This is a genomic window from Thermomonospora cellulosilytica (genome assembly GCF_014138835.1).
Classification (GTDB): Bacteria; Actinomycetota; Actinomycetes; order Streptosporangiales; family Streptosporangiaceae; genus Thermomonospora; species Thermomonospora amylolytica.
This window is the reverse complement of the sequence record NZ_JACJII010000001.1, coordinates 4,961,448-4,977,378: the sequence shown is the minus strand read 5'-3', so window position 1 is coordinate 4,977,378 and position 15,931 is coordinate 4,961,448. Positions and strand designations below refer to the sequence as shown.

Genomic DNA, 15,931 nt, shown 5'->3' with positions numbered 1-15,931 from the left:
GGGCCGCAGGCGGTCGTTGCCGTCCGGCGAGAAGACGTCACGAATCGGCGATTACGGTCCGTAGTTGGATGGTGTCGGTTCGGGTGGTGCGGCATGAGGACATGGCGGGTGGTGCTCCCCCGCCGGCCGCCCCTGGTCGGCCGACGAGGTGCGTCCTTGGCGTGCCTTCGGTGGCGGACGCGGCGACCGGGCGAGAAACGCCTGCAAGGAGGCCGCTCCTCTCCCCTGCCTGCGGTTTCCGCCTGGCCCTCCCCCAGTTCGGCCGCCGGCCCTAGAGCAGGGTGCCGAACGAGGGCGGGTGGCCTGCCGAGGATGAGCGGTGACCGGCGGTTCCGCGGGGGTTGTTGATGCCGGGTTTCCGAGGTGGGGGGAGACGGGGGCGCGACACTGGGCGGGTGGGTGGTGATCGCTGGACGTTGGTGTGGAGTCCGGTGCCGCGGCGGGACGGGCTGGGGGCGTTCGGGGGGATCGAGGACGACCGGGCCGGGTCGCATCCGGGGGTGCCGCATGTCAGGGCGCTGGGCACCATGTACCGGTTCGACATCCACCATCCCGGTGACGTGGACACCTACCCGGACCGGCAGCGGCAGGAGGTGCGGGGGATGCGCGTCGGCGGGCGGGAGCGGCGGGCCGCCGAGGGTGAGACGTGGCGGTTCACCTGGTCGTGGTATCTGCCCGCGGCGCTGCGGGCGACGAGGAGCTTCACCCATGTCCACCAGCAGTTCGCGTCGGGGGCGGGCGGCGGGCCGGTGTTGACGGTCTCGCTGCGGCGCCGTGGGGGCCGTGACCTGGTGGAGCTGAACGCGTTCCGCTCGGGGGTGATCGTCGGGGAGGCGGAGCTGGCGCCGTTGCGGAGCCGCTGGATCGGGGTGGAGCTCGAGGTGCTGTTCGCCGGGCCGCCCGCCGGGCGGGTGCGGTGGCGGGTCACCGCGGGGAACGCGGTCGCGGTCGACATCGAACGCGGTGGTCTGGCCACCTGGGCCGGTGCGCGAGGGGTCTTCCCCAAGTGGGGCATCTACCGTTCGCTCGAGGACGCTTCGCGGTTGAACGATGCGCACCTGCTGCTGAAGGACCTCAAGGCGTACGTCCGGCGGTGACCGCCGGGGCATTCCCGGCGGTGACCCGCCACCGCACCCGCCCGGCGGGCGGCGCCTCCACCGGTGTCCCCTGAGCCCCGTTCCGGACTTCTCACCGGGTGTTCGACGCCGCCGGTCCCCGGGGCCGTTTGAAGACGAGGATGCCGTGTTCGGGATGCACAGGCGTGCGCACGGTGCGGCGGTTCCGCCGTTCATCTTGCGGAGAACGGGAGCGGGTGTGCCTTGCGGCGGCTTCCCGTTCCTCGCATCTGGGCGGCGCGATCGTGCTTGGGGAACGCGGCCCGCACCAGAGGGGCCGGTCGGTGGGGCCGTGTCGTACGGGTGCCGCTCCCCCACCGGCGGGGCCTTGAGGCCGGTGGGTGGGCGTGCTGCGTCGGCGGTCAGGTGATGAGGGGGATGACGTCGGCGATGGAGGGGAGCACGCGGGTGGGGCGGTAGGGGTAGCGGTCGACGTCGGCGGAGCGGGTGACGCCGGTCAGGACGAGGATGGTGCGCAGGCCGGCCTCCATGCCGGCGACGACGTCGGTGTCCATGCGGTCGCCGATCATGACGGTGGACTCGCTGTGGCCCTCGACGGCGTTCAGGGCGCTGCGCATCATCAGCGGGTTGGGCTTGCCGACGAAGTAGGGGGCGACGCCGGTGGCCTTGCTGATCATGGCGGCGACGGCGCCGCAGGCGGGCAGGGAGCCCTCGTGGGAGGGGCCGATGGGGTCGGGGTTGGTGGCGATGAAGCGGGCGCCGCGTTCGATGAGCCGGATGGCCTTGGTGATCTGGGAGAAGCTGTAGGTGCGGGTCTCCCCCAGCACGACGTAGTCGGGGTCCAGGTCGGTCAGGACGTAGCCGGCCTCGTGCAGGGCGGTGGTGAGGCCGGACTCGCCGATGACGTAGGCGGAGCCGCCGGGCCGCTGGTCGTCGAGGAACTTGGCGGTGGCCAGGGCGGAGGTCCAGATGGCGGTGGGGGGCACCTGCAGGCCCGCGGCGGCCAGGCGGGCGGACAGGTCGCGGGGGGTGTAGATGGAGTTGTTGGTCAGGACCAGGAACCGTTTGCCCGAGGCGGTCAGGCGGGCGATGAACTCGGCGGCTCCGGGCACGGGGTGGCCTTCGTGCACCAGGACGCCGTCCATGTCGGTCAGCCAGTATTCGATGGCCTCGGGTTCGTTCATGCCGTCATTGTCTCAGCAGTGATCTCCCGACGCGCGGATCATCGGCCCGTCCGCCGTCCACGACCACAACGTGGGCTTGACCGGCCGGTTCCACGCGGTCCCGGGTGCTCCGCCGCGTGGGTCGGCGGTCGTCTTCCTGCCCGTCCTCGACGGCGCCGCCTGTGGTGAACGGCGGACCGCGCCCGGTTGACGGCCGGGAGTGCGTGATGTCGGCGGCTTTGCCGCAGGCAAGTCCGCACGGCGTGTCAGGCAAGTCCGCGCGGCGTGTGCGGTACGACGACCGGTGGGCTCGGGCCGCGGGGTCCGTGGCTCGGTGGCATGGCCCCCTGAGCGGCACGGTGGCATCGGAGTCCTTCGGCAGGACGACGATCCTGGACAGCTGTGGTAGGGAGCCGACGCTGCGGAGGGTCCGGGTGACGCCCTTGGGAGTTGGGCCCCGCCCGGCCGGATCGTCGACGGCGCGGCCGGACCCGGGGCGGTGAAGGGATACGCGGGTCCGCACCCGGTGGCCCGCCGGGGCGGTCGCGGGGTCAGACGGCGGCGGGGAGGCGGCGGCCGAGGTGGTGGGTGAGGTGGTGGGTGAGGACGTCGGCGGCGTGGTCGACGTCGGCGACGGTGGTGGACAGGTGGAAGGCGCAGCGCAGGCGGCCGGCGCGGACGCTGGTGATGATGCCGTGGGCCTGGAGGGTTTCGGCGGTGCCGTCGGGGACGGGCAGGGAGACGATCGCCGACTCCCCCGGCGGCAGGCCCAGGGCGGCGCGGAACCGGTTGGCCAGGGCGACGTTGTGGTCGTGGATGGCGGGGACGCCGACGTCGGCGAGGAGTTCGAGGGCGGGGGCGTGGCCCGTCCAGCACTGCCAGGCCGGGGACAGGTCCAGGCGGCGGGCGTCGTGGGCCAGGCGCAGCGGGGCGCCGTAGATGGCCTCCCAGGGGTCCTCGCCGGCGTACCAGTTGGCGGCCAGGGGCGGGAGGGCGGCCAGGGCGTCGTCGGTGCCGGTCAAAAAGCAGGTGCCGCGGGGGCCGAGCAGCCACTTGTAGCCGGAGGCGACGAGGAGGTCGACGCGGTCGGTGGGCAGCGGGAGCCATCCGGCGGCCTGGGTGGCGTCGAGCAGGATGCGGGCGCCGGCGGCGCGGGCGGCGGTGATGAGGTCCTCGAGGGGGGCGATGCGGCCGTCGGCGGACTGCACGGCCGAGACCGCGACCATGGCGAGGCCGGGGGTGACCGCGTCGGGCAGGTGTTCCAGGGGGGCGGAGCGGACGGTCAGGTCGGGGCGGGCCAGGAACGGGAACAGCAGGGAGGTGAAGTCGCCGTCGGCGACCAGGACGGTGGCGCCGGCGGGCAGGGAGGCGGCGGCCAGGGCGACGAAGTAGGAGGCGTGGGAGGCGACCGCGACGCGGGCGGGGTCGGTGCCCAGCAGGCGGGCGAACGCGGTGCGGCAGCGGGCGACGGCCTGGTCGGCGGCGGGGACGGACAGGCGTCCGGCGTAGCGGTCGGTTTCGCTGTCGAGCATGGCCTGGTGGGCGCGGCGGGGCGGCAGGCCGTAGGTGGCGGTGTTGAGGTAGGTGAGGTCGGTGGTGAACTCGGCCTGGGCGGCGGCGATCGGCAGGCGCTGGGACATGGGTCGATGCTGGCCCACATGCGAGGCATTAGGCAAAGGACTGTTTTCTGGGGGATCCATAAGCGGTGTTGATATCGTGCGGGTGTGCTGGATCTGCATCGGGCCCGGATTCTGCGGGAGGTGGCGCGGCGGGGGTCGATGACCGCGGCGGCGCAGGCGCTGGCGTACACGCAGCCGGCGGTGTCGCACCACATCGCGCGGCTGGAGCGGGAGCTGGGGACGCCGCTGGTGGTGCGGCACGGGCGGGGGGTGCGGCTGACGGAGGCGGGCCGGATCCTGGTGGAGCACACCGAGGCGGTGCTGGCGCGGCTGGCCGACGCCGAGGAGCAGATCGCGGCGATCGCCGGGCTGCGGGCGGGGCGGGTGCGGGCGGCGGTGTTCCCGACCGCGGCGGCGGGGCTGCTGCCGGACGCGCTGGTGGCGTTGCGGGAGCGGGCGCCGCAGGTGACGGTGTCGCTGCTGGAGGCCGAGCCGCCGGAGGCGCTGGCGGCGCTGAAGGCCGGTGAGGTGGACGTGGCGGTGGTGTTCTCCTACGAGGAGACGCCGGAGGCGGGGTGGCGGGAGGTGCCGCTGCTGACCGATCCGGTGCTGGCGGCGGTCCCGGCCGGGCACCGGCTGGCCGGTGCGGGGCGGGTGCGGCTGGCGGATCTGGCCGACGAGGCGTGGGCGGCCGGGTGCGAGCGGTGCCGGGGGCATCTGACGCGGGCGTGCCTGCGGGCGGGGTTCGAGCCGCGGATCGCGTTCGCCACCGACGACCATGTGGCGGTGCAGCGGCTGGTGGGGCGGGGGCTGGCGGTGACGGCGCTGCCGCGGCTGGCGTTCACGGTGCACACCGATCCGCAGGTGGCGGTGCTGCAGGCCGCGGAGCTGGGGTGGCGGCGGGTGAGCGCGCTGGTCCCGGCGGGCGGGCGGCCCCCGGCGGTGGCGGCGCTGCTGGACGAGCTGGTCGCCGCCGCGCGGCAGGCCCCGCCCGGGCCGGGCGTCCCGGCCGCCTGACCGGGCGGCCGGGCCGGACGCCCGGGGTCAGCGGGTGGGGTCCTGGCCGACCTCGCCGCGCCAGGCGCCGGTCTCGGCGCCGCGGGACTCGATGAACTCCTTGAACTTGTCCAGGTCGCCCTTGATGCGGGTCTGCACGATGTTCAGCGCGTCACCGGCCTTCTCCACGACGCCGTCGGGCTCGTACTCCATCTGCAGCATGACGCGGGTGCGGCCGGGCGCCAGCCGGTGGAACGTCACCACCCCGGCCTGGCGGGGGCCGTCGACGGTGCGCCAGGCGATCCGCTCGTCGGGCCGCTGCTCGGTGATCTCGGCGTCGAACTCGCGGGTGACGCCGCCGATGCTGGTGCGCCAGTGGGTGCGGGTGTCGGTGATCTGGTCGATCCGCTCCACGCCCTTCATGAAGCGGGGGAACTCGGTGAACTGGGTCCACTGGTCGTAGGCGGTGCGGACGGGGACCTCCACGTCGACCGACTGCTCGATCGTGCTCATGGGGGATTTTCTCCTTTCGTTCGGGGCGGCTTGCGTCCCCGGGCAAAAGGTCGTTAAACGCCCGGCGGGCGTGGCGCGGGCCGCACGGCCCGGTGCGGGAGGCCCGGGCCGGTGGCGGCCCGGTGGGCGGCGGATCACCCGCTGAGCAGGGCGAACAGGCCGGCGCAGGTCAGCGCGACCATCACGGCGGCCACCGGGAGCTGGCCGCGGACGGCGCGGCCGGGCGGGCCGAGCCGCAGCGCCAGGTCGTGGGCGGCGACGGTGGCGGCGATGTGGCCCAGCACGATCGCGTTCACCTGCACCTGCGCCACCAGCATCGGCGGGGCCAGGTCGTAGTCGACGCGGTGCCCGGCGGTGCCCAGCAGGTCCCATCCGGCGCCGAACGGGTCACCGGCCAAGATCACCGTCATCTGCCCTTCCAGCAGGAAGAACGAGAAGTAGTGGGCGAGGGTGTAGCCGAGGGCGATCGGCAGCAGGGTGGGGGCGAACCGGCCGGGCAGGGCGGCGGCGTCCAGGCCGGTGAGGGCGGCGGTGACGCGCAGCGCCCCCAGGTACAGGGCGGTGACCAGGGCGATGGCGGCGGCCAGGCCGAGGGTGCCGGCGGTGACGCTGCCGGGGTCGACGGTGTCGCGCCAGTAGGTGGTGCGGGTGATCCCGTCGAACGCGGTCGACCCGATCAGCACGCACGCCACCGCCGCCAGTCCCCGCTCCGGCGGCTGGTCGGGGTCGCGGGTCAGGCCGGTGAGGGGGGTGCGCCACACCAGCCGCCCTTGGGGGTGGCGGCCGATCGGGGACATGCGGGCCAGCAGGGTCGCGTACACCTCGAAGCCGTCGCCGCGGGCGAACCAGCCGCGCCCGAAGTACAGCGCCGCCGCCACGTTCACGACCGCGTACCCGCAGATCACGGCGCCGACCAGGCGGGGGTCGGCGCGGTGGGGGGCGACCAGCTCCAGCCACACGAAGGCCGTCAGCCACGCCGCCGCCGGCCAGTGGCCGCCGGGGGCGGGCCGCCGCCCGGCCGGGTCCAGGCGGGTCAGGCGGCAGCAGGCGGCGTGCAGGGTCCGCAGCGGGTTGATCCGCCGCCACACCGGCCCGGCCAGCACGCTGAGCGGCACCAGCCCCACCCAGAACGTCACGTACAGCGCCCACGGGGCCAGGTTGCGGCGCTCGTCGCCGGGGCCGGCGAACGCGGCCGCGACCACCAGGGCCAGCGCCGCCAGCGCCACCGCCCGGCCCGCCGCCGTCACCGCCCGCGACCCCGCCACGGCCTCCAAGGCGGCCGGGACGGGGCGGCCGGCGTCGGGACGCAGCCGGGGCCGCTTCCACGCGGCGGTCAGCGCCCAGAACGAGGCGGCCACCGCGATCCCGCCGCCGGCGATCGCGCCGAGCGGGTCCAGTGGCAGGTCGGTGCGGCCGCCCAGGCCGTGGGCCAGCAGCAGCGGGTCCACCTCAGCCGACCTGCAGTTCGAACACCCGGGCGCCGGAGTGGTGCAGCTCGGCCTCGAACACCCCCGGCACGTCGCAGGTCAGCTCCAGCACCGCCGGGCTCCCCGGCCGCAGGTCCAGGGCGCGGTCGTAGCCGTGCAGGTGGAACTCGTCCGGGGCGTCGGAGGTGACGGTGATGCGGACGCGGGCGCCGCGGTCCACCGTGATCCGGCCGGGCTCGGGGGTGACGCGTCCGCCGCGGACGGTGACGGTGATCGGGACCACCGCCGGGGACGCCGCCGCGGTCCCGGAGGGGCCGCCGGCGGGTCCTGCGGGGGCGGGGGCGGCGGGTTCTCCGCAGCCGGCGACCAGGGCCGCGACCAGGGCCGCGGCCGGGGCGAGGGCCGCGAGGGGGCGGCGTGCGCGCATCGGTGCCTCTTTCGCTCGGTGCTCCGCTCAGTGCGTGACACCACACAACGTGACACTGGACAATGACACATTGAAGGATGACATACTCCTGGCATGCGGGGGCATGACCGCCCCGTGGGCGCACGAATGGAGACCGAGCCGTGTGGGACGAACGGACGCAGCACGCGCTGCGCGTGATCGCCGAGGAAGCGCCGCCCGCCGGCGGGGCCGCCCTCGACCAGGTCCTCATCGCCACCGGCGGCGCCGGCGCGCTGACCGCCGTGCTGCTGGTGCTGGGCGCCGGGCACCGCACCGGCCGGATCGCCCTGCTGGGCCGGCTGGCCGCCGCGGCCGCCTCCCGCGGCCCCAGCCGCGGCATGCCCGGCTGGGCGGCGCTGCCGATGATGGTGGCGTTCTGGTCGCTGCTGACCGCGCTGCTGGGCATGTACTGGGACATCTCCCTGCACATCACCCAGGGCCGCGACGAGGGGCCGCTGGCCAACCTCGCCCACTACCCCATCCTGATCGGCCTGTTCGGGATCTTCACCGCCGGCGTGCTGGCCATGACCCTGCCCAAGGGCGAACGGCCCGGGCCCGCGTCACTGCGGATCACCCGCGACTGGCACGCCCCCACCGGCGGGGCGCTGCTGGCCGGCGCCGGGTTCTACGCCCTGCTCGGATTCCCCCTCGACGACGTGTGGCACCGCATCTTCGGCCAGGACGTCACCCTGTGGGGACCCACCCACCTGATGCTCATCGGCGGCGCGGGCCTGTCGCTGGTCGCCATGATGGTCCTGGAACGCGAAGGCCGCCTGGCCTCGGCCCCCGACGTCCCCGGCGCGCCCGGCGGGCGGCTGCGGTACGTGCGGCGCGTCATGTCCGGCGGCGGCCTGCTCATCGGGCTGTCGGTGTTCCAGGCCGAGTTCGACTTCGGCGTCCCCCAGTTCCGGCTGGTGTTCCAGCCGCTGCTGATCGCCATGGCCGCCGCCTGCGCCCTGGTCGCCGTGCGGCTGTGGGCCGGCCGCGGCGCCGCCCTCGGCGCCGCGGCGTTCTACCTGCTGGTCCGCGGCGGCGTGTCGGTGCTGGTCGGCCCCGTCATCGGGGAACTGTGGGCGGCCGTGCCGATGTACCTGGCCGAGGCGATCCTGATCGAGCTGGCCGCGCTCGCGCTGGCCCGGCGGCCGCTGCTGCTCGGCGCCGTCGGCGGCCTGCTGGTCGGCACCGTGGGCTTCGCCGCCGAGTACGCCTGGACGCAGGTGGCGTTCCGGCTCCCCTGGAGCGGCGACATCCTCGCCGAGGGCACGCTGATGGCCGTCACCGGCGGCCTGGCCGGGGGCGTGTGCGGGGCGCTGCTGGCCCTCGGGCTGCAGGGCCGCATGCCCCGGCCCGCCGTCGCACGCACCCTGTTCGCCGCCGCGCTGGCCGCCGTCGCCGCCGCCGTCGCCAACGGACTGCTCACCACCGTCCCCACCGGCGTGCAGGCCACCGTCGACCTGCGGCCCGCCCCCGGGGCGGGCCGCACCGCCCACGCCACCGTCACCCTGCGGCCGGCCGGCGCCGCCGACGCCCCGGCCTGGCTCACCATCACCGGCTGGCAGGGCGGCGACCTGCACGTCCACCCCCTGCGGCGGATCGGGAACGGGGTGTACCGGACCAGCGAGCCGATGCCGCTGGACGGCACCTGGAAGACCATGATCCGCCTCCACGACGGCCGGTCCCTGGCCGCCGTCCCGATCTACCTGCCGGCCGACCCCGCCATCGACGCGCCCGCCGTCCCCGCCACCGACCCCCTCACCCGGCCGGTGCAGACCGAACGCGCCATCCTGCAGCGCGAGCTCAAGGACGACGTGCCCGGCTGGTGGTGGGCCGCCGCCTCCGCGGTCGTGCTCGCCTGCACCCTCACCCTGGTCATCTCCCTCGGCTGGGGCGTGAACCGGGTCTCGCGCCGCAGCCCCGCCGCACTCTCCGGCCCGGCGGGCACCGCCGGACCGGCCGGAACCGAGGGCGCCGCCGACCCGGTGCCGCAGACCGCCCGATGACCGGCCCCGCAGCCGGGATGGACGGGGCGGCCGGGGTGCTGGCCTCCCACCCGCTGATCAGCGCCGTCCCGTTCTTCGTCCCGACGTTCATCGTGGTCGCCGTCATCGCCGTCGTCATCTGGCGCGACCGCCACCGCACCGACGACCACGAAGACGAACACGAAGACGAGCGCGAAGACGACCCCCGCCCCTGACACCCCCGGCCCGCACCGCCCGCCGGGGGCACCCGGACCCGCCCGCTGTGCAACCGCCCTCCCCCGCACAGCGGGCGGCCGGGCGCGGGCCAGCCCGCGGGTCAGGGGTGCTCGGGCGGGTCCTCGGGGGTGCGGGCGGCCTCGGCGGCGGCGCGCAGGGCGTCGGCGGCCACCTGGCGGGCCGCGTCCCGCAGCGTCTCACGCAGGGTGTGCTTCAGCGCCGCCCGCAGCGGCTCGCGGATCAGGTCCCACAGCAGCGGCTCGATCGCCGAGGCGGCCAGCCGCCCGGCCCGGCCGCCGGCCGTCGCCAGCGCCGCCCGCAACGGCGCCGCGTCCCGCGACCCGGTCAGATCGGCGGCCACATCCCCCGCCAGCGACGCCGCCAGACCCGCCACCGCCGACACCAGCGGCAGCGCGCCCGTCCCGGCCACCGCGCGCACCGCCCGGTCCCGTACCGCACCGGCCGCCTGCCCGGCGGCGCGGGCGGCCAGCTGCCGGGCGGCGTCGGCCAGCACCGCCCGCACCACGTCGGCGCCGGCGTCCATGACCACGTCGACGGCGGCGTCGGCGGCCGCGTCCAGCAGCGGATCCAGCACCGTGTCGGTGACCGCGCGGGCCGCCGCCGTCACCACCGGGGAGGCCGCCAGCTCCAGCGCGGTCGCGATCGAGGCGCGGCCCAGCGGATGCGCCGCCGCCAGCCGCAGCGCCCGGCCCGCCATCGGCCGGCCCCCGCGCCCGGCCAGCCGCGCCGCCGCGGCCGCCGCCTCCAGCGCCGTGCCGGCCAGCCGGTTGCCGCCGGCGGCGGTGCGCGCCTCGGCCAGCGCCCGCTCGGCCGCCGTCTGCGCCGCCGTGATCATCGCGTCCCGGGCGGCCTGCTCGGCCGCCCGCATCACCGGGGTGCCCGCCAGCCGCCGCACGATCACCGCGGCGGCGTCCTCGGCCGCCTGCGCGGCCCGCCGCCGCACCGCGTCCGGCACCGGCGGCACCAGTGGCATCGGCGGCCGCGGTGCGCCGCGCACCACGACCGCGCCGACCACCGCGTCGTCCCGGCCGGCGCCCTGCCCGGTGCCGTGATCGGTGCCGGGGCCGGTGTCGTGATCGGTCTGATGATCGGTGCGCCGGTCGATGTCGTCGCCGGTGGCGGGTGCGGGGAGCGCCGCCCGCCGCGGCCGCGCTGCTTCGTGCCGTTCGTCCACTACCCCCGCCTTTGCCGTGCCAGGATTTCACGATAACCCGCGGCCCGCGGCGGCGGCACCCGCGCCGTCAGCCCGCCCTCAGCCCGCCGCCGGCCCCCCGCGCCCAGGCGGCGATCCGCCCCAGCAGCCGGTCCTTGACCTGCGGCGGGGCGAACGAGGCCGACACCCCGGCGGCCGCCAGCTCGGCCAGCACCCGGTCGCCGTACCCGAACACCCGCCGCAGACGGGCGTACTCGGCGGCCAGCGGCGTGCCGATCGGCGCCGGGATGTCGGTGCTGACCGTCACCACCAGCCCCGCCTCCCGCAGCCGCGGCAGCGGATGCTCCGCCAGCGACGGCGCGAACCCCAGCGCCACGTTCGACGAAGGGCACACCTCCAGCGGCAGCCGCCGGTCCCGCACCTCGGCCACCAGGGCGGGGTCCTCCAGGATCCGGATGCCGTGCCCGATGCGCTCCGCGCCGCCGGGGCCGATCGCCTCCCGGACGCCGGCCGGTCCCTCCCCCTCCCCGGCGTGGTGCACCACGTGCAGGCCCGCCGCCCGCGCCGCCGCGAACACCTCGACGAACGGCGCCGCCGGATGGGCCTCGTCCCCGGCCAGCCCCACCGCCACCACCCCGTCGGGGGCGTACCGTTCGGCCAGCTCCAGGGTCCGCCAGGCGCGTTCCACCGGGCGGCGCCGCGAATGGTCCAGGATCACCCGGACCTCCACCCCGGTCTCGGCGCGGCCGGCCGCCAGGCCCTCCAGCACCGCCCGCAGCGGCATGTCCGGGTCGCCCAGGCGTTCCCCGTGCGCGGCGGCGCTGAACGACACCTCCGCATAGGCGGTGCCCTGGGCGGCCTCGTCGTGGCAGAACTCCCGCGCGATCCGGTGGAAGTCCGCCGGGGTGCGCAGGCAGGCGCGGACCAGGTCGTTGTAGGCGAAGAAGCCGGCGAACCCGCCGAACGCGCCGCCCGGCGGCGGGTCCGGCGGGACCGGCAGCCCGTTGGCGGCGGCGATCTCGCGCAGCGTGGCGGGCCGCACCGTGCTCTCCAGATGAACGTGCAGATGAGCCTTGGGGAGCGTCAGCAGATCACGCACCGGCGTACGGTACGTCACCCGGCCCCGCCGCCGCACCGCGATTTTCCCGCCGTGCCCGCCGCCGCGGCCGCCGCGTCAGCGGTCCAGGCGGCGGTAGCGGCGGACCGCCAGCGGCGCGCACACCGCGATGATCACCACCGGCCACGCGACCGCCAGCTCCAGCGCGTGCCGCGCCGCCCACCCGTCCCCGGCCACCCCGGGATTGCCGAACAGGTCCCGGCAGGCGGTGACCGTGGCCGACAGCGGGTTCCACGCCGCGACCGGCTCCAGCCAGCCCGGCAGCTGGGCGGGCGACACGAACGTCGCCGACAGGAACGTGACCGGCAGCACCGGCATCCACGCCGCCTGCGCTCCCTGCGGGCTCAGGCCCAGCCCCAGCCAGATCCCCAGCCACACCATCGCCAGCCGCAGCGCCAGCAGCAGCCCGACCGCCGCCAGCGCCGCCGCCGGGCCCCGGTGCCAGGACCACCCGGCCACCAGCGCGCACCCGGCCAGGATCGCCAGCTCCAGCGTCCCGTTCACCATGTCGGCCAGGCAGCGGCCCAGCAGCGGCGCCGCCCGCGACACCGGCAGCACCCGCAGCCGGTCGGTCACCCCCTGGGCGGCGTCGGCGGCCACCACGATCATCGTGGACACCACCCCCATCGCCATCGTCTGCGCGAACATCCCCGGCATCAGGAACTCGCGGTAGTCGCCGCCGCCGGCCACCTGGATCGCGCTGCCCAGCACGTAGCCGAACAGCAGCACCATCACCGCCGGATAGGCCAGAACCCCGGCGACCATGCCGGGGTTGCGGACCCAGTGGACCAGGCCGCGGCGGGCCAGCGCCCACGCGTCGGCCAGCGCCCACCGCACCGCGACGATCGTCGAGGCGATCACGACCGGGTCCCCGTCCTGCCGGTCAGGTGCAGGAACACCTCGTCCAGGGTGGGGCGGCGCAGCTGCAGGTCCTCCACCGCCACCCCGGCGCCGCGCAGCTCCCGCGCCGCGGCGATCAGCGTGCCGATCCGGTCGCGGACCGGGACGCCGACCCGCCGGGCCGCGGCGTCCACGGCCGCCGGCGCGCCGGCGACCCGGGACAGGACGGCGGCGGCGTCGCCGAGGCGGTCCGCCTCGGCGACCACCACGTCGACGCGGTCGCCGCCCAGGCGGTCCTTCAGCCGCGCCGGGGTGTCGTCGGCGATCACCCGCCCGCCCTCCAGCACCACGATCTGGTGGGCCAGCCGGTCGGCCTCCTCCAGGTACTGGGTGGTCAGCAGCACGGTGGTGCCGTCGGCGGCCATCTGCCGGACCGCCCGCCACACCTGGTCGCGGCTGCGCGGGTCCAGGCCGGTGGTCGGCTCGTCCAAGAACAGCACCCGCGGCGCCCGCAGGAACGCCGCCGCCAGGTCCAGGCGGCGGCGCATCCCGCCCGAGTAGTGCCGCACCCGCCGGTCGGCGGCGTCGGCCAGGCCGAACCGCTCCAGCAGCTCGTCGGCGCGGCGGCGGGCCTCGGCCGCGCCCAGATGGTGCAGCCGCGCCCACAGCCGCAGGTTCTCCCGCCCGGTGAGGATCTCGTCGACCGTGGGATGCTGCCCGGCCAGCCCGATGCGGCCGCGGACCCCCGCCGGGTCGGCGGCCACGTCCCGGCCGGCGACGCGGGCGCGGCCGCCGTCGGGGCGCAGCAGCGTGGCCAGGATCCGCACCACGGTGGTCTTGCCGGCGCCGTTGGGGCCCAGCAGCCCGCACACCGCGCCCCGGCCCACCCGCAGGTCCACACCGGCCAGCGCGACCGTACGGCCGAACCGCTTGCGCAGCCCCTCCGCCTCGATCACCGGCCCCCCACCCACCGGGTGGGAATCAAAACTCCAACTCATGGAGTCGAACATACATTAATGAGATATCAATGTCCCATCGGGGGTGCCGGGGATCCCGCGGTGGGAGGCGGTGATAACTTCCGATGCCATGAGGGGGACTCCAGTGCCGGCCGAATCGGGAACCCGCAGCCGCACCCGCCGCGCCATCCTCGCCGCGGCCGCCTCCGTGCTCGCCCGCAACCGCACCGCCACGCTGGCCGACATCGCCGCGGCCGCCGACGTGGGCCGCAGCACCCTGCACCGCTACTTCCCCGACCGCGACGAGCTGATCAAGGCCGCCGTCGAGGACTCCCTCCGGCTCATCGAGCAGGCCGTCGCCGACGCCGCCATCGACCAGGGACCCCCGGCCGAGGCGCTGCGCCGCCTGGTCGCCGCCCACGTCGAAGTCGGCGACCGGCTGCTGTTCCTGTTCGGCGACCCCCGCACCCTCGAGGGCGTCACCCTGCAAAGCGTCGGGGAACGCCCCACCGCCGGCGAGCGCGCCATGCTCGACCTCATCGAACGCGGCCAGCGCGCCGGCGTCTTCGACCCCGACCTGCCCGTCGGGTGGATCCAGCACACCCTGTGGGCCCTGGTCTACACCGGCCTGGAGGCCGCCGCCCTGGGCGTCCTGCCCCGCCACGGCGTCACCGCCACCGTCATCAAGACCCTCGAGAACGGCATCCGCCGCCCCTGACCCCGCGGCCCGCGGCCGCCGGGACCGGTGACCCGCCGCGCGGTGCCCGCCCGGCCCGCGGCCGCCCGGCCCCGAAGACCGTGCCGGGCGGCGCCTGAGTGCCGGGTCAGCCGACCGGCATGGTCTCCGGTGCCGGCTGCTCCATCATGCGGGCGTCGGCGCGGGTGGTCTCCCCCCACTGCTCCTCCAGCCGCAGGGCACAGCCGAGGGCGAAGAACGTCGGAGCCCACTGGCCCACGAAGATGCCCCACCGGTCGGCCCGCGCCAGACTCGCCGCCTCCAGGTTCTTGGAGGCGAACCAGCTCGCCACCGACAGGCCGATCGAGGCGATCCCGGCGGTGTACATCATGGAGGACGAGATGCCCACCCGGCGCAGCAACGTGATCATTGTTCCCCCCGAGAACGTCGGTTACCGGCGGTGACGTGCCCCGCCCCTCCGACCGTTAACCACCCGGAACGCCCATACGGGAACCAAGCCGACGCAAGCCGCGCCGCGGACCGGCCAAGGAGGACCGGGCGCCCCGCCGTGTCCCGGGGGGAGGAACACGGCGGGGCCGACCGGGCCGCATGAGGAAAACCAGGGCCTCGCTCCAGCGCCCCCCATTGTGCGCGCCCGCCCCGCCCCCGCCCAGCCCCACATGTTCAGATAGTGAACTCCGGGAACGGGAGCCGGTCCACCGCCCCCCGCCGCCGCCGCTCCGGCCGCCGGTCGTACCGCGCCGTCGTCGCCGGGGAGGCGTGCCCCACCAGCGCCTGCGCCGTCGCCAGGTCCACCCCCGCGTCCAGCAGGTTCCCGATGAACGTGCGGCGGAAGTCGTGCGGCGTCATCGGCGGCAGCCCCGCCTGCCGGCGCCGCTTGACCACCGCGTTGCGCACCGCCGCGTCCGTCATCGGCCGGTGCTGGATCGCCCCCGACCGGTGCACCGGCTTGAACAACGGCCCCCGCGTCCGCTCGTCGACCGCCAGCCACGCCCCCAGCAGCTCGGCCGCCCGCCGGTGCACGTACTCGATCCGCTGCTTGTCGCCCTTGCCGGTGATCCGCAGCGACCGCTCGCCCGGGTCGTAGTCCTCCCGCCGCAGCCCCGTCACCTCCGACCGCCGCGCCCCCGTGGTGTAGAGCACGGCCAGCAGCGCCGCGTCCCGCCGTCCCGCCGCCGACGCATCGGCCGCGCACACCCGCAGCAGCGCCGCGAACTCCTCGGCGTGCACGCTGCGGCCGGCCGGCAGCCGGCTGCCGCGGAAGTTGCGGACCGCCGCCGCCCGCCGATGCTCGTCGGTGCTCATCAGCCCCAGCCGCCACGCCGCCTCCAGCACCCCCCGCAACGCCGACAGGTGCTTGTTGCGGTACGCCGGCGACCACGGCTGCTCGGTCCCGTCCGGGCCGGTCGTGGTCTGCCGGGCGATCAACGCCCGGATCATCTCGGTGTGCTCGGCCCGCAGCGCCGCCCACGGGAACGTCTCACCCGGCGACGGCCCCGGCTCGGTTCCGTAGGCGGTCAGCGTCAGCGCCGCGATCCGGTGCAGGCACGCCGCCATCGCCCGCCGCGACCCCGCGCTGCCCAGCGACGCCACGTACACCGCGAACGGATTCGCCGCCCTGACAGGCCCGGCCGGGGCCGCGCCCGGCAGGGCGGGGGGCGCCCCGGCCGGTTGGAAGGCCGGTTCGATCTCGGGCATGGCGGCAATCTACCG

The 15,931-nt window shown here is 76.1% G+C and carries 16 protein-coding genes; 5 read left to right on the top strand and 11 right to left on the bottom strand.

The genetic code is table 11. The features are described 5' to 3' along the window. Positions 1 to 395 precede the first annotated feature (395 nt). Positions 396 to 1,097, top strand: a complete 702-nt coding sequence (locus HNR21_RS23265; protein ID WP_182706855.1) for a polysaccharide lyase family protein — start codon at positions 396 to 398, stop codon at positions 1,095 to 1,097. A 380-nt stretch (positions 1,098 to 1,477) separates the two neighbouring features. On the opposite strand, the gene HNR21_RS23260 is transcribed toward HNR21_RS23265, so the two are convergent. Then, on the bottom strand, positions 1,478 to 2,260 hold the full coding sequence (locus HNR21_RS23260) for an HAD-IIA family hydrolase (RefSeq protein ID WP_119730524.1): 783 nt from the start codon (positions 2,258 to 2,260) through the stop codon (positions 1,478 to 1,480). 530 nt (positions 2,261 to 2,790) lie between these two features. Further along, entirely contained in the window at positions 2,791 to 3,879 is a 1,089-nt protein-coding gene (locus tag HNR21_RS23255) for an aminotransferase class V-fold PLP-dependent enzyme (RefSeq protein ID WP_182706854.1), read from the bottom strand. An 84-nt stretch (positions 3,880 to 3,963) separates the two neighbouring features. Between HNR21_RS23255 and HNR21_RS23250 the strand changes: the two genes are divergently transcribed. Next, entirely contained in the window at positions 3,964 to 4,875 is a 912-nt protein-coding gene (locus tag HNR21_RS23250) for a LysR family transcriptional regulator (RefSeq protein ID WP_119730522.1), read from the top strand. Between the two features lie 27 nt (positions 4,876 to 4,902). Here the strand turns inward: HNR21_RS23250 and HNR21_RS23245 are convergent, their stop codons facing one another. The 3 genes from HNR21_RS23245 to HNR21_RS23235 form a co-directional block, all read right to left on the bottom strand. Further along, the gene (locus HNR21_RS23245) at positions 4,903 to 5,367 is read right to left on the bottom strand and encodes an SRPBCC family protein (RefSeq protein WP_119730521.1); all 465 of its coding nucleotides are present in this window, start codon (positions 5,365 to 5,367) and stop codon (positions 4,903 to 4,905) included. Positions 5,368 to 5,501: 134 nt separating this feature from the next. Next, entirely contained in the window at positions 5,502 to 6,815 is a 1,314-nt protein-coding gene (locus HNR21_RS23240) for a hypothetical protein (RefSeq protein ID WP_182706853.1), read from the bottom strand. A 1-nt stretch (position 6,816) separates the two neighbouring features. Next, positions 6,817 to 7,221: a cupredoxin domain-containing protein gene (locus HNR21_RS23235; RefSeq protein WP_182706852.1), complete on the bottom strand. Its 405-nt coding sequence runs from the start codon at positions 7,219 to 7,221 to the stop codon at positions 6,817 to 6,819. Between the two features lie 140 nt (positions 7,222 to 7,361). Between HNR21_RS23235 and HNR21_RS23230 the strand changes: the two genes are divergently transcribed. Beyond that, the gene (locus HNR21_RS23230) at positions 7,362 to 9,239 is read left to right on the top strand and encodes a hypothetical protein (RefSeq protein WP_220500273.1); all 1,878 of its coding nucleotides are present in this window, start codon (positions 7,362 to 7,364) and stop codon (positions 9,237 to 9,239) included. Further along, positions 9,236 to 9,433 (top strand): hypothetical protein, encoded by a 198-nt coding sequence (locus HNR21_RS23225; RefSeq protein ID WP_182706851.1) that lies wholly within the window; start codon positions 9,236 to 9,238, stop codon positions 9,431 to 9,433. The genes HNR21_RS23230 and HNR21_RS23225 overlap by 4 nt, the downstream gene beginning before the upstream one ends. 101 nt (positions 9,434 to 9,534) lie before the next feature. On the opposite strand, the gene HNR21_RS23220 is transcribed toward HNR21_RS23225, so the two are convergent. The 4 genes from HNR21_RS23220 to HNR21_RS23205 form a co-directional block, all read right to left on the bottom strand. Then, a complete protein-coding gene (locus HNR21_RS23220) occupies positions 9,535 to 10,629 on the bottom strand; it encodes a hypothetical protein (protein WP_182706850.1) in 1,095 nt (364 codons plus the stop codon). A gap of 67 nt (positions 10,630 to 10,696) precedes the next feature. Beyond that, positions 10,697 to 11,707, bottom strand: a complete 1,011-nt coding sequence (gene add / locus HNR21_RS23215) for an adenosine deaminase (RefSeq protein ID WP_182706849.1) — start codon at positions 11,705 to 11,707, stop codon at positions 10,697 to 10,699. Between the two features lie 75 nt (positions 11,708 to 11,782). Continuing rightward, the gene (locus HNR21_RS23210; RefSeq protein WP_312881192.1) at positions 11,783 to 12,586 is read right to left on the bottom strand and encodes an ABC transporter permease; all 804 of its coding nucleotides are present in this window, start codon (positions 12,584 to 12,586) and stop codon (positions 11,783 to 11,785) included. Further along, positions 12,583 to 13,521: an ATP-binding cassette domain-containing protein gene (locus HNR21_RS23205; RefSeq protein WP_312881191.1), complete on the bottom strand. Its 939-nt coding sequence runs from the start codon at positions 13,519 to 13,521 to the stop codon at positions 12,583 to 12,585. Before HNR21_RS23205 ends, HNR21_RS23210 begins: the two co-directional genes overlap by 4 nt. Before the next feature lie 130 nt (positions 13,522 to 13,651). Between HNR21_RS23205 and HNR21_RS23200 the strand changes: the two genes are divergently transcribed. After that, positions 13,652 to 14,239: a TetR/AcrR family transcriptional regulator gene (locus HNR21_RS23200; RefSeq protein ID WP_119730517.1), complete on the top strand. Its 588-nt coding sequence runs from the start codon at positions 13,652 to 13,654 to the stop codon at positions 14,237 to 14,239. A gap of 106 nt (positions 14,240 to 14,345) precedes the next feature. Here HNR21_RS23200 and HNR21_RS23195 read toward each other — a convergent pair whose 3' ends face one another. Both HNR21_RS23195 and HNR21_RS23190 read right to left on the bottom strand, forming a co-directional pair. Beyond that, complete coding sequence (locus tag HNR21_RS23195; protein ID WP_119730516.1) at positions 14,346 to 14,627, bottom strand: hypothetical protein; 282 nt, start codon at positions 14,625 to 14,627, stop codon at positions 14,346 to 14,348. A 254-nt stretch (positions 14,628 to 14,881) separates the two neighbouring features. Beyond that, on the bottom strand, positions 14,882 to 15,916 hold the full coding sequence (locus HNR21_RS23190; RefSeq protein ID WP_182706847.1) for a tyrosine-type recombinase/integrase: 1,035 nt from the start codon (positions 15,914 to 15,916) through the stop codon (positions 14,882 to 14,884). Positions 15,917 to 15,931 lie beyond the last annotated feature (15 nt).